Here is a 12,699-nt window from a genome sequence, read left to right on the forward strand (position 1 = left end):
GGCACATCCTCATTCAGAAAATCTGATTGATAGCTTTATTACATTTCGTTTGATTGAACATTACCTCGGAGCGATAGTCAAGTCGCAAGGCAGGCGGAAGCGCCCGCTGGCAAAGCAAAGGAAGGAGAAAGGAATGGCCGCTCTGACGCTTTCAATCGACGACGCCGCGACGTCCACTCGGCAGAAAAATGGCGTTCCCTCCGAGCGTATGCTGGCGGGCAGGCCCTCTCGCCCCGAAGATGCCGCGCCGCACCCCGGCGAGGACGCGAACGGCGATTTCCTGCTGTCCATGCTGTCTCGGGTGCAGGTCATGATCGAACGCGTCGTCGCCGAGAGGCGCGCCGCCAAGATCGACAGGGTGCGGGTGAAAACCCGCCGGCAATTGGCGAGACTGCCGGCATGGGTCCGAAACGACCTGTTCCCTGCGGAACAGAAGATGGTCATGCCGTCGGCTAAAACCGTTGTCGTCGAGCAAGGACCAATCACATTGTTTGATGGAAAACATCAAACATATTCGCTTGATTGATCAATAGGGTTGCGCCATACAGCCATTATGGTCGCGACCTTTTGAGAAGCTCAGAAGGATACCAGCAGTGTCTACGAACCAGCATTCATCGTCATCGAGCCAGAGCCTTTCGGCGCTCCCCGCTCTCTTCAACTTGCGCGCACGCGCCTGGGCCGCCTGGAAGCGGCATCGCAACGAGCGCGTATTGGAAAACCTCTCCTACGATACGTTGAAGGATATCGGCTTCCCCGCCGTCGACGACATGGTACATAAGACGGAATGATGAACAGCGACGCCAAATGCCATCCTCCCGGCATTGACCGCTTAGCGAGCCACTGAATGGCATTCCACCAAGTGGGATGCCATTCTTGCTTAGGCAGGGCACCCTGCAAATCAGGCGCGGCATACTTCCTTGCCTTCGCCGAGGCGGCTTGCGGCGACAGGCTCGCTTGTCACGCGGCTACCTCATCTGGCGGCGGTTGGCCCCGATCGATATCGCCGCTCGACTGCATGTCTCCTAAGCCGAACACATGCGGCAACTCATAGCACTACAGCGACCTTTGCGCGTCTGAAGGACGCGCGGCGCTGCAGGTCGCCTGCAGCCGCATCGCCGACGAGGCGAGACGATTCACCGCTGAAGCCTCCCGCGATTCCCTGAATAGAACCCGATCCAAGACACGCAGCGCAGTGCTGCAGCGGCCTTTGCGCGGCACGGAATGCAGCCACTCCTTGGCGCAGTGGCGCCTGACTGCCACTGAGCGGCTCGCGATGGCGCGTCGTGCCGCTTGTTCAGATATCGACATCTCCGATACCGCGCCCCAGGGGCGCAATCAGCAAAGCCTGCAACCGAATCACAACCGTCGTACTTCTTGCAATCTTCAACAACGATCGCCGTATTGCGTCATTGCGGCGGGCGCTGCGTCGCATTCCATACATCTGCCGCATTCCGCACGCGCAGCTTCATCACTGCGATGCCGCTTTGCGAAAAATTTTCCCGTCGCGGCTATCCTCGCAGACGTCGTAAATCGACAAGCTGACTGTTATATTAAAAGCGACGAATAGGCACCGCCTCTAGCATGGGAAATCTCATGAACAAGCCCCTGATCAAAAAGCGTTCGCTCGTTTTCTTCCTGGTGCCGAATTTCTCCATGCTGCCCTTTTCAGCGGCGATAGAGACGCTGCGCATTGCCAATCGCATGCTGGGCTACGACGCCTACAGCTGGCGCCTGGCCTCGACAGATGGCCAGAAGGTCCTTTCATCCGCCGGCATCGCCCTTGAAGTCAACTCGTCGCTGGCCGAAGAGCGCAAGGCGCTCGGTGGCGAGAGCCGCCCCTCGATGGTGCTGGTCTGTTCCGGCGTCTTTGTCGAAGATTTCCAGAACAAGTCCGTCAATGCCTGGCTTCGCGAGGTCTACAATCGCGGCATCGCCGTCGGGAGCCTCTGTACCGGCGCACACGTGCTGGCTTCTGCCGGCCTGCTCACGGGCAAGCGCTGCGCCATCCATTGGGAGAACCTGCCCGGCTTCTCGGAAAGCTTCCCCCAGGCGAATGTTTTTGCCGATCTCTACGAGATCGACGGCAATATTTACACCTGCGCCGGCGGCACCGCCTCGCTCGATATGATGCTGAACCTGATCGACCAGGATTTTGGCGAGAGCCTAGTCAACCGCGTCTGCGAGCAGGCGCTGACGGACCGTGTCCGCGGCCCGCACGATCGCCAGCGGCTCCCGCTGCGCGCGCGACTCGGCGTACAGAACGCCAAGGTTCTCTCGATCATCGAACTCATGGAGGCCAACCTCGCCGAACCGCTCTCGCTGGTCGAGATTGCCGAAAGCGCCGACCTCTCTCGGCGCCAGATCGAGCGGCTGTTCCGCCAGGAGATGGGACGCTCTCCCGCCCGCTACTATCTTGAAATCCGCCTCGACCGCGCCCGTCACCTCTTGATCCAGTCGTCGATGCCGGTCGTCGAAGTGGCGGTCGCTTGCGGCTTCGTCTCGGCCTCGCATTTCTCCAAGTGCTATCGCGAACTCTACAACCGCTCGCCGCAGCAGGAGCGCGCCGAGCGCAAGCTGACGCTGCAGATGGCCGCGCGCTAGCGCATCGGCTTCGTAACGATTTCGCAAAGCTGGATGCGCAGGTTCAAAGAGTTACACTACAGCGACCTTTGCACGTCTGAAAAGACGCGCGGCGCAAGGCGGAGACTGCCTGCCGTTAATCACGAGGCCAGCGCGTCGAGCAGCGTCAGTTCCGACATCACGCGGTTCCTCCCGGCGTGCTTTGCCATGTAGAGGAACTGGTCGGCAGCGTGCAGGTAGTTCTCGAAGGATTCGGGCGCCTCTACAGTTGCCAACCCGATGGAGACCGTGATCGTCAGGTCATCGTCATCGACGACGATCTTGGACTTCGCCAATTCCACCCTAACCCTCTCGCAGAAGGCGAATGCTTGGCGGACATCCAGCCCGTCGAAGAGGATGCCGAATTCCTCGCCGCCGAGGCGGGCAAGCAGATGCTCCTCGCCGACCAGCGCCTTCATCCGCCGCGCGACATGCTTCAGCACGACATCGCCGATCTCGTGGCCATAAGTGTCGTTGAGGCGCTTGAAGTGGTCGATGTCGAGCACGGCGATCGACGTTCCCTCGCCCCGCCTCAGACATTGATCGACGAGGCGCGGGCCGGTGAGGAAGAAATGACGGCGGTTGAATATCTCGGTCAGATAGTCGCTTGCAGCGGCGCGCCTTAGCCCCTGGATGCGCTGCTGCAGCGTCGCAGCGTGACGCACACGCCCACAGAACTCCGCCTCGAGGAAGGGTTTGCGGATGAAGTCTGCCCCACCTGCCTCGATGTAGCGCGCCGCTGAGCGCGCATCACCGTGCTCGCAGAGGCCGATCACCGGCACGGCGTCCTCCTCCTGGCGCTTGCGGACCTCTTCGAGCAAGACCGGAGGCGCACTGTCGGCACTCTCCGCATCGGCGACAATGACATCGATCGATTCGCCTTGATCCAGAATTTGCAGCGCCTCCCCTGCCTCGGACGCCTCGATCACCGACAGCCGCTCTCTGCGCAGGATGCCCGCCACTTCAGAACGCGTCTCCCTGTTTGAATCCACGACCAGCACGGTGATCCGGCCGTTCGTCAATGCCCTGTCGACAGCCATGAGCAGGCGGTCGATGGATCCCGGCTCGTTCTTGATGATGCAATCGACGACGCCCCTTGCCAGGATCTCGTCACGCGTGCCGTCATTGAAGGCCGCCGTAAAGACGATGGCAGGCACACGGTTTTCGAGAACGAAGTCCAGCGCCTCGCAATTCGGCGCATCCGGCAGGTTGAGGTCGAGGACGGAGAGCGAGAATGGCGACTCCACGGCGGCGGCCATTTCCGCCCGGGCAGCGTCTAGCGAGGCACAATGGGTGATGTTGATGCCGTGCGTCAGTTCCAGCCCGTATTTCAGGGCGGTGGCGAACATGCGCGAATCCTCGATGAGCAGCAGTCGCTTGTCGCGGTGCTTCTGCACATAATTCGCCCGTCTCGACGCGCGGCGCAATCTCACGATTCCTGCACCCCCACCCCCTTTTGGCGACGCGCGAGCGCGGCGCATCGCCTTTCACAAATTTTTGCCGTTCATCCGGCTGCCGGCCACCTGCTTCCCGTCGCAACGGAGAGGAGGGCCCGCGGCACTCCCAAAAATCACAGCAGGCGCCGGATATGCAATTGCGCCCGGTTCGCGCCCCTTGCTGAAGCCGTGCTTCGACAGGAGGTGCGGGACCGGGTATTCCCAATTCTGTCCGCGGCGATTGAAGAATGCTCCGGTTGCAATTCCGTTAACAGATCAACCAACAGCCACAACTTTTCGCAAGCAGCACGACGTCACAATGAGGTTCAGGCGGGAACCTTCACCTTCTCGTTCAGTGTCCTGATCTTCGCTAACGTGTCGAGGTTCTGATTGACGCGGCAATAGAACTCCTCATTGACGAAGGGGCGAACGACGAAATCGTTGCCCCCGGCTTTGAGGAAGCGCGCGGAAAGCAGCCGGTCGGTGGAAGAGGAAACGCCGATGATGCGCAGCTGGTGCGGTCCGCGGGCGGCGCGGATGCGACGCGTCAGTTCGAAACCGTCGATGTCCGGCATGTTGTAGTCGGTGATGACGAGGGCGATATCCGAATGGTTCCTCAGTATCTCGAGCGCGGCCGCACCGCTTTCCGCTGAGCTCGTGCGGAAATTGTAGCGTTTCAGCTGCGTGGTGAGCAGTGCACGCGCTGTCGGACTATCGTCGACGATCAGCACGTGATGCTTCTGGTTGGTCAGGAACCGGCAGACCGATTCCGCCAGCATGTCGACCGCAAAGACACTGTCCTTGATGACGTAATCGACAATATCCTTTGCCAGGATCGCCTCGCGGGTGCTCTCCTGGAACGAGCCCGTGAAGACGACCGTCGGCACGCTCATCTCGATCAGATAGTTTAGCGCCTCGCCGTTTTCCGCCCCGGGCAGGTTGATATTGGAGATGGCAAGCGTCGGCGGAAAGGATGCATTCTCGATGGCGAACTGCAGATCCTCAAGATCGCGGCAGACGATCACGTCGATATCGAACAGTTCCTTCAGCCGTTTCGAGACCATGGACGAGAAAAGATTGGAGTCCTCGGCCAGCACGATCCGGTGCTCGCCAAGAGATTCGCCGGAATAATACATTCCGGAAACGCCGAAGAATGACATTGATCGCCTTCAAGAAAGAGTGTTCCCCGACGACATGCTAGGGGGAAAAGGCTTTAGGGGGTGTTAATGAGATGATGGGCAAACAACCGGGCATAGCAGCACGCTGCGGTCGACGCGATACCTTGAGGCGCGGTCTCAAATCGCACCGGGATCTTCGAGCTTCTTCGGCAGCCGCTTGACCCCAATCCCCGGAAGCCTATCTCCGGGTCATGCACACGACTGATCATCGGCCATGGTCCGCCTCATCAAACCTGCGAGCGCTGTCCGTGGCCATCCGGCGCATTGAACGCGGGCGCGATCCGTGGGCACTGCGCTGGCAGGCGCTGCTGGCTATCATCGATATCAGCATACTGGCCTTCTTCCTCCTGGGGCCCTACCTGCGGGCCGGTCCCTCCTATCTGATCATAGACTACACGATCGCGGCCTGGATTGGCGGGGAGTTGCTCGCACGCGCAGTCGCCGCGTCGTCATTGCGGAACTTCATCAAGAGGCCCATGACGTGGGTCGACCTGGTCATCCTCGGGACATTATTGTTTCCGGAGGTCCTGTTCAATTTTGCCTTCCTGCGAGCCATGCGCATCTGGGCGGTCGGGAATAGTCCGCTGCTCTGCGAAATCCTGCGCCGCTTCGGGTGGGCGCATTTGCACGATCTTATCCGGGCCTGCCTGAATTTCCTCGTCTTCCTGTTCGTGGTGACGGGGTTCGTCTACACGACCTTCTTCTATGGACGTGAGGCCGGAGCGGGATTCGTCGACGCCCTTTATTTCACGGTGGCCACGATTACCACCACTGGCTTCGGCGACATCACGCTTCCCGGCGTGCTCGGCAAGCTGACATCCGTCGTGACGATGATCGTCGGCATATCGCTTTTCTTCAGACTTGCTCAAGTGATCGTTCGTCCCCACAAGGTGAACTTTCCCTGCCCCAAATGCGGATTGCAGCGACATGAGGTCGATGCGGTACATTGCAAGGCCTGCGGTCAGCTCCTTAACATCCCGGACGAAGGCGATTGAGCCATCAAAATACTGACCGCGCTTTCGATATAATATGCCACCATGGGAGAAGCTCTCTATTCGATGTTCTGCGCCAGTCGGTGAAGCCGCAAATCGTGGAAGCGTTCGAGCGGCTTTTTCGGGATGCGCCGGACCGCAAGCTCTGCCGCGTCAACGCGCTCGCCTTTGCAGCGGCCGGTGGGCTCGACGAGGAAGAGACGATCGCGGGCTCCTGCAGGCCGAGACGCTGAAGCTGTAACCTGGTCCGGTCCGCATTCAGGTCGAGAGCCACACGGAAGTGCGGACCCTGCCGTCGGTCCACAACATGCGACCGGGAATTAAAATCGTTTCTCCCCTGTCGGCATTCCCCGCCGGCGGACGTCTTAGATGCAGCGACAGGGCGAGCCAGGAGATACGGCCATGAGAAAGATCATTGTTGGTGCATTCACCAGCCTCGACGGAATCATGCAGGCGCCGGGCGGTCCGCATGAGGATCCAGTCGGCGGCTTTGAATATGGCGGCTGGGCCGCTCCCTATTTCGATGAAGCGATGGGCCAGGCGGTGGATGAGATGTTCGCCGAACCCTTCGATCTTCTTCTGGGCAGAAAAACCTACGACATATTCGCGGCCCACTGGCCCTATGCAGGCGCCAACGATCCGATCGGCACCCTGTTCGACCGCATCACGAAATACGTCGCGACGCGCGACCCGAACCGGCGGCTCGACTGGCAGAACAGCCAGACCCTGGGCACGGACGTGGTCGGCACCCTCAGAGCGCTCAGAAGCGAGGAGGGACCGAACTTGTTGACGCAGGGTTCGACCGATTTCCTGCAGACGCTCTTCCAGAACGACCTCGTCGACGAGATGTATGTCTCGTTCTTTCCTGTCGTCCTTGGAAGGGGCAAGAGACTCTTCGGCGAGGGTGCGAAACCCATGGCGCTGAACCTCGTCGGCTCACGGGTTTCCGGATCAGGCGTAACGGTCAACAAATACGTCCGCGCTGGTGACGTCGTGACCGGCTCCTTCGAGTTCGAGCAGCCGACGGAGGCGGAACTGGAGCGGCGACGGCGGTTGACCTGAACAGAGCCGGCGGATTTCCCTTCCCATCATGCGAATACCCACGATTAGCCACGATTTATCGCGTATAATGGGTTTCAGCTGACAGATGGAGGGTATGATGAGAACCGAAGAAGCCATGCATCCCGGCGTTCGTTGGATCGGGCCGGACACGGACTTGCGTACCATCGCGCGCATCATGAAAGAGGAGGATATCGGCGCCTTGCCCGTCGGCGAAAATGACCGCCTGATCGGCATGGTAACGGACCGCGACGTTACGTTGCGCGCCTTTGCCAATGGCGATGACGTCTCTTCGCTCACCGCCCGCGACGTCATGACGAAGGAGATCGTTTACTGCCGCACCAGCGAATCCGTCGAAGACGCCATTCACCTGATGGAGTCGAAGAAGATTCGCCGACTTCCGGTCATCAACGACGATAAGCGCATGGTCGGCATGCTGTCTCTGGGCGATGTTTCCCATTGCACCAGCCAGGAACTGGCCGGCGAACTGGCCAAGGCCGTCAGCGGCCATCACGCTTGACCGGCGCCTGATGCATAGACCGGCGGTGCCCTACCGCATCGGCCCGAAAATCGGACCCGATTTTCGGAAAGTTCGATGTGTGGATCAAAAACTTACAGCGTCCTTTGTGCGTCCTGAAAGACGCACGGCGCCGTAGTGCCGCCGGCCTCGTTTGTAAGAATCGATTAGCCGAATTCAGCTCTTCTTCCGAGCGTCAGGCTCCGGTGCGTCTTCATCGACGGGCTGCAACCTCGTCATCACGCGTTTCGCGCGGGACTTGGAAAAACCTTCATCTTCGAGGGCCTTTTCCAGCGCCGCCTTTTGGTTGTCGTCGTCACCTTCGATATGGATATTGAGGTTGCGCTGGGGAAACGGAATCTCGATTCCCTCCTCTCGGAAGCGCTCGAAGATCGCAACGCGCAGGTCGTTGCGCACGTCCACGCCGGTCAGGAGATCGGCCAGATATACCCGCAACTCGAAATCCAGTGAGAACTCGCCGAAGTTCATGAAGGCGACCGCCGGCTCCGGATTTTTCAGGACCATGGGGTGCTGCTCGGCGATTTCGAGCAGAATCTGCATGACGCGGCGGGGATCGCTGTCATAGCTGACACCCACCGCAACCTCCGCCCGCCCGACGCGATTGCGATGCGTCCAGTTGCCGACAGACGCGTTGATGAGTTCGGAATTCGGCACGATGATCGATTGCTGCTGGAATGTCTCTATTTCGGTTGCGCGGACGGAAATGCGTCGCACGAAGCCTTCCGTCGTGCCGCTGACGATCCAGTCGCCCACCTTGAAAGGTCTTTCGACCAGCAGGATCAGGCCCGAGACGAAATTCGAAACGACGTTCTGCAGACCGAAGCCAACGCCAAGCGAGAGAGCACCGGCGACCAGGGCGAGGCTGGAGAGATCGAAGCCCGCCGCCGAAACGGCAATGATGGCCGCGACGCCGATGCCGATATAGCCGATACCGGTGCGGATCGAATTGCGCACGCCGGCATCGACGCGGCTCCGCGCCATCACGTTCCTGTCGATCCAGGCCTGCATCCACCGCGTCACCGCGTAGCCGAACGCAAAGAACAGCAGCCCGGCGAGAATGCCCACCAGCGAAATGGTGATCGTGCCGATCCGGATCTCGGTAAGGAGGCGATAGGCCCAGGATTCGATGTCGGCGACCTGGAAGCCCCATTGGAGCAGGATAAGCGGGATGAAGGACAGAAGAACGAGCGCATAGATGCCGAGCCCCGCCGCAAGGCCAATCTGATCGAGCGCTACCGGCTCGAGGTTGAACCGCCGTTCGAGGTAGCGACCGACAATCGTCTCCGCAAAAGCGCCGTGCTTGGCGACCGATTTTCCGGTGAGAAACCCGATATACATCATGACCAGGATCGCACCGGTGACGATGATCTGTGTGGCGACGAAGCGCGCCAGCCCGACATAGCCCGCAAGCGCGATGGCGATCAGCGCCGCTCCCATGGCCAGGAGCGATACGGATATGATGCGCGGCCACGGGCGACCCGGGGCGTCGAAAGGGTCGTCGCGCCTGAGCACCGGCCGTATCCAGGCCATCGACATCAGGATGAGCCCGATGATGATCGACGCGAGGAAGCTCTTGGCAACCGTCAATATCACGGGCGAACCAAGCGCTTCGCTGATGCTCCCGAGCAGGTAGTCCAGGCCATTGACGAGCGCCATCACGAAGATCGGCACCATCAGCACTTTTGCACCGCGGTCCGAGAGCCGCACGAGCCGCCAGCCCGAGCGCGTCGGCGACAGGACAGAGTTGGCAAGTCTCGTCACAAAGAACAGCGCGACGCCTATGCCGAGCGTGACGGCAATGATCGGCGCGATATCGGGCCGGAGCACATTGAAGCTGTCGAGGAAGAAATAGCTCGAAGCGGCGAAGGCCGTCAGCGCCGCGGTCGGGATCAGTGTCGACCAGAATGCCACCGACAATTGCCGGAAATAGGTGGGCTCCTCGTCATATCGCTGGAGAAAGGGAGCGAAGAGCCGGTACCCTCCGGCCAGGAAGAGCAGCGCCGCACAGAGCGACAGGAATATCGCGCTGAGGAAGGGCACGCGCTTGTAGGTCCAGGCAAAGGTCAGCCAGCTGCTGACGCTGCGCCACAATGCGGCAGCTTCGGCCACCGTCGCCGCGACCGCCTCGCTCAGCATCTCTGCCGACACGTCCGTTTGCCTCAGCAATGTGTTTGAGAACAGCGCGCGCCGGGTCGCGGTAATCGTGTTGGCGAGCCTTCTCGCCTCGGCGGCAAGACTTTCCGCCCGGGCCGCGACCGCATTGATCGCCGCGCGTTCGGCAAGCAGGCGCTGCCGCTCCTCCGTCACGATTGCCGCTTCCGCCGGCTGGTCCTCGCCCGGCGGTTCGCCGAGCTCTTCCAGGCGGGCCTTGATCTCGTCGAGTCGTGGTTGGAGGGCCGCAGACGCCGAAACGATGTCCTTGGCAAGAGCGTCAGCCTCTACTTTCAGTTCGGCAAGGCGTTCGTCGTCCTTTGCATTTGCAACGCGCTCCCCAAGCTGCTGCAGATCGCGCTCGGCTTTGGCCAGTTGCGTTTCCGCCTGCTGCAGTGCCGGCGTTGCGGCAGCTTCGGCGTCCGCCCCGGCTTGCCTCGGCGGCTGCGCTGGCTGTGCAGGCTCGACCGCCGTTGCGGGCGATTGTTGACGAGGCTCGCTCTGCTCTAAGGGCTGAGCCGCTTCCTGTGCCGTCGCCGGCGCGCCGCCCGCGAGCGCCAGCGCAACCAGGGCAAACAAAAGGGCGGTCAAGTGTGCTGCCGAACGCAATTCAAAATCCTTCGCAATCCGTCTCTCGCCGATGGCGCCGCCAAGCGATCACGGCCCTTGTCCGATCTCCATAAGGAACATGGCGAAAACATGCAAAACCGGCACACCGCCGCCACCTCTTACGACCTTCCCGTCAACGAAGCACCGTCAAAATCCCGCGCCGGGCTGGGCGAGATAGGCCTCCTCCGCCGAGGTCGATCTGCGCCCGACGATGGCGTTGCGATGCGGAAAGCGACCGAACTGCTCGATCACCTGGCGATGGCGAATCGCATAATCGAGATAGTTTGGCTCGCCGAGCTCGGTAAAGAGCTTCACGGCCGTCGTCTGATCGGCGAGGTTCTCGGAATGCTCGAACGGCATGTAGAAGAAGGCGCGCCATTCCGGCGGCACCGCCATGTCGGCGCTAGCGCCTATGGCAAGCTGCGCCTCGCGCAAGGCCAGGCCGTCGGTCGCAAACGCCAGCGGCGATCCGCGATACATGTTGCGCGGGAGCTGGTCGAAGAGAAGGAGCCGCAAGCCAATTGCGCGGGTTCGCCCGCCAGACGTCGTCGACATGCCTCGAAAGCGCCAGATGCGTGTCCTGGAATCGCCGCGCGCACTCGCGATCGAGTTCGGCGCTCGGAGTGAACCAGTGTTCGTAGGAAAGCTCCTCGAACCAGAATTTCAACACGTCATCCGGTGTGCAGATCGCGCTTTGGTCAGTCATTCCCACCCTTCCCCCTTCCGACGGTCGCATCGCGTCAAATAGGCGATCGCCCCCGCGATTTCCAGCCGGGCGCCAGCGCATCGGCCCGAAAATCGTACCCGATTTTCCGAAAGCTCGATGCGCAGATTCAAAGAGTTACGGTGACCTTTGCGCCTTTGAAAAGACGCGCGGCGCTGTAGCTCCACTGAATAGGCCGGCTGACCGACGGACGAACTGCGACGATGACCAGACGGCCCCCCTCACTGGAAATGCCCGGCAAGGGCTTCGGAGACGATCAGCGCCGCCGGGACGCGGGCGAGATTGCCGCCGCCGGCAGGTCTCGGGCCGCCGTCCGCATGGGCGACGGCGAAGTCGACGAGATCGTCGATATTCTCTTCCACATCGACATCGCCGAAGAGATAGGTCGCCGTGCCCGACGCCTGGAAGGCAATGGTGCAGGGCCGCGTGCAGGCGGCCATGCACACCGTGCCGGCGATCGCGAAATCATCGTCGAGCGGCTTGCCGAGCGCCGAAACGCTGCGGTTGAGCATGGCAAGCAACTGGGCGCCCGGACGGCAGGGCCCGCCTGTGAAGTGGCACTCGGTCGAAAGCGTTATCTTGTGCGCTGATTGATGCGAATTCGCCATGGCTGTTCTCCGCCGGCCCCTGCCAGCTTTACAAGCGGGGCCGCAGAGAAGATAGCGAAAATCCGGACCGACGATTGCCCGCCAGGCAGAAGCCACTTCTTTTCCATCGGAACACCCCGTCCGTTGTGGTTGATCGGTTCGATGGCAGGTCTCCTGGCTCGCGGGTCGAGGCGCCTCCACGTCTTCCCAGCCTCCCGGCCAGTGACATGTTGTAGATGCGCTTTCCGCTCACAGTTGCGGGGGCAGCCACGGGATCGGCCCCTTTCGGGCATCCTCACCGTGTTCCCTTTTCAGCCGCTGCCGGATCAAGGGCAGCAGCACCATCGCGCCCTTGGTCGCATGAGTCTGCGCGGGACGCAATGGGGGCGGGAGAAGATTTCGCTTCACGACGCCACGCGTCTTGTCGGACGCGCAAGGTCTCTGTAGCTCCTTGAATCCGCGCATCGCCCTTTCCGATATTCGGGCCGATGCGCTAATCGTCGAAGAAGGGCAGGTCGCGGTAGCGGCGGCTTACCAGGCGCAGCGAGCGATCCGGCTCGATCACGTAGGTCTCGTAGACCCGCCGCCCGAAGCGATCGATGAATTGATGGGGGACGATGCTGCCGATGGGCGACTTGGTCAGCTTCGTGCGCGGCTGGCCGCCATAGGTGATGCTGCCGGGGATCGGCTCGAGCCCATAGCCGTAGCCGCCCGCATAGGTCACCGTGCAGGCGCCCGAAAGGAGCGCCGCAACGATCAGGGGAACCGCATTTTTCAAAGCTTTGCAGGGCATCTCGCCCTCCTTC

11 protein-coding genes, 2 pseudogenes and 1 riboswitch are annotated in these 12,699 nt (G+C 61.1%); of the genes and pseudogenes, 7 read left to right on the forward strand and 6 right to left on the reverse strand.

The window, feature by feature from the left end:
• The first annotated feature begins 133 nt into the window (after window positions 1-133).
• From SJ05684_RS09535 to SJ05684_RS09545, 3 genes are all read left to right on the forward strand, one after another.
• The gene (locus SJ05684_RS09535) at window positions 134-526 is read left to right on the forward strand and encodes a hypothetical protein (RefSeq protein ID WP_050979889.1); all 393 of its coding nucleotides are present in this window, start codon (window positions 134-136) and stop codon (window positions 524-526) included.
• Between the two features lie 67 nt (window positions 527-593).
• Window positions 594-788, forward strand: a complete 195-nt coding sequence (locus SJ05684_RS09540) for a hypothetical protein (protein ID WP_034850729.1) — start codon at window positions 594-596, stop codon at window positions 786-788.
• Between the two features lie 805 nt (window positions 789-1,593).
• Entirely contained in the window at window positions 1,594-2,601 is a 1,008-nt protein-coding gene (locus SJ05684_RS09545) for a GlxA family transcriptional regulator (RefSeq protein ID WP_085938954.1), read from the forward strand.
• Window positions 2,602-2,720: 119 nt separating this feature from the next.
• Here the strand turns inward: SJ05684_RS09545 and SJ05684_RS09550 are convergent, their stop codons facing one another.
• A complete protein-coding gene (locus tag SJ05684_RS09550; protein WP_244426570.1) occupies window positions 2,721-4,016 on the reverse strand; it encodes a GGDEF domain-containing response regulator in 1,296 nt (431 codons plus the stop codon).
• A 365-nt stretch (window positions 4,017-4,381) separates the two neighbouring features.
• Complete coding sequence (locus SJ05684_RS09555; RefSeq protein WP_034850735.1) at window positions 4,382-5,215, reverse strand: response regulator; 834 nt, start codon at window positions 5,213-5,215, stop codon at window positions 4,382-4,384.
• 209 nt (window positions 5,216-5,424) lie between these two features.
• Here SJ05684_RS09555 and SJ05684_RS09560 point away from each other — a divergent pair, with 209 nt between their 5' ends.
• The 4 genes and pseudogenes from SJ05684_RS09560 to SJ05684_RS09575 all read left to right on the forward strand — a co-directional run bounded on the left by SJ05684_RS09560 (window position 5,425) and on the right by SJ05684_RS09575 (window position 7,804).
• A complete protein-coding gene (locus tag SJ05684_RS09560; protein WP_034850737.1) occupies window positions 5,425-6,228 on the forward strand; it encodes an ion channel in 804 nt (267 codons plus the stop codon).
• Window positions 6,229-6,260: 32 nt separating this feature from the next.
• Window positions 6,261-6,437 (forward strand): annotated as a pseudogene (locus SJ05684_RS30360) (DUF5939 domain-containing protein); the annotation flags it as partial.
• A gap of 190 nt (window positions 6,438-6,627) precedes the next feature.
• Window positions 6,628-7,287, forward strand: a complete 660-nt coding sequence (locus SJ05684_RS09570; RefSeq protein WP_034850739.1) for a dihydrofolate reductase family protein — start codon at window positions 6,628-6,630, stop codon at window positions 7,285-7,287.
• A gap of 97 nt (window positions 7,288-7,384) precedes the next feature.
• The gene (locus SJ05684_RS09575) at window positions 7,385-7,804 is read left to right on the forward strand and encodes a CBS domain-containing protein (RefSeq protein WP_034850755.1); all 420 of its coding nucleotides are present in this window, start codon (window positions 7,385-7,387) and stop codon (window positions 7,802-7,804) included.
• Between the two features lie 174 nt (window positions 7,805-7,978).
• Here the strand turns inward: SJ05684_RS09575 and SJ05684_RS09580 are convergent, their stop codons facing one another.
• The 4 genes and pseudogenes from SJ05684_RS09580 to SJ05684_RS09595 all read right to left on the reverse strand — a co-directional run bounded on the left by SJ05684_RS09580 (window position 7,979) and on the right by SJ05684_RS09595 (window position 12,686).
• The gene (locus SJ05684_RS09580) at window positions 7,979-10,582 is read right to left on the reverse strand and encodes a mechanosensitive ion channel family protein (protein ID WP_095694245.1); all 2,604 of its coding nucleotides are present in this window, start codon (window positions 10,580-10,582) and stop codon (window positions 7,979-7,981) included.
• Between the two features lie 147 nt (window positions 10,583-10,729).
• A pseudogene (locus tag SJ05684_RS09585) lies at window positions 10,730-11,288 on the reverse strand (DUF924 family protein).
• A gap of 239 nt (window positions 11,289-11,527) precedes the next feature.
• Window positions 11,528-11,914, reverse strand: coding sequence for a DUF1636 family protein (locus SJ05684_RS09590; RefSeq protein ID WP_034850740.1), 387 nt, complete (start codon window positions 11,912-11,914; stop codon window positions 11,528-11,530).
• Between the two features lie 126 nt (window positions 11,915-12,040).
• Window positions 12,041-12,254, reverse strand: a riboswitch (cobalamin riboswitch).
• Window positions 12,255-12,386: 132 nt separating this feature from the next.
• Window positions 12,387-12,686: a hypothetical protein gene (locus SJ05684_RS09595; protein WP_050979890.1), complete on the reverse strand. Its 300-nt coding sequence runs from the start codon at window positions 12,684-12,686 to the stop codon at window positions 12,387-12,389.
• Window positions 12,687-12,699 lie beyond the last annotated feature (13 nt).

The organism is Sinorhizobium sojae CCBAU 05684 (assembly GCF_002288525.1).
Taxonomy (GTDB): Bacteria; Pseudomonadota; Alphaproteobacteria; order Rhizobiales; family Rhizobiaceae; genus Sinorhizobium; species Sinorhizobium sojae.